Annotated in this window: 1 pseudogene; it reads right to left on the bottom strand. The window is 27.7% G+C overall.

Annotated elements, in window-relative coordinates:
- Positions 1-363, bottom strand: a pseudogene (locus tag GOQ24_RS16430) (hypothetical protein); the annotation flags it as partial.
- Positions 364-390: the final 27 nt, after the last annotated feature.

Raw genomic sequence — 390 nt, 5'->3', positions numbered from 1 at the left:
TAAATAATCTAGTGCTCTTTTTATAGTGGGAGCGTTATTCATAGAACTCGGCAAGGATTTAAATTTTGTAAAATTATTTTTCCAGTCATGTAAATCATTAATTGATAATTTAATTAAATGATCCGTGTCTAAATTGAATGTTACATCTAATTCCGAATAATTTTTATTTTCAAAAAGTTTTTTAAAACGGTGTTCATTTTTACTTTTCTTTCTGATTAGCTTAGTCATTCCTATTTCTGAATAAATCCAAGGAGAAACAATTTTAGCAATAACTTCATTTGGTTTTACTGAGTTTGGGGTGTTAACAAAAATGATGCACTCACAAGTATCTATCATTTGCATTAATGCTGTATTAAGCATCATATGAACATGACTTGAAGCATATAAGAC

Source organism: Myroides sp. LoEW2-1, from assembly GCF_009767705.1.
GTDB classification, from domain to species: Bacteria; Bacteroidota; Bacteroidia; order Flavobacteriales; family Flavobacteriaceae; genus Flavobacterium; species Flavobacterium album_A.
This window is presented reverse-complemented; position numbering and strand designations above follow the sequence as displayed.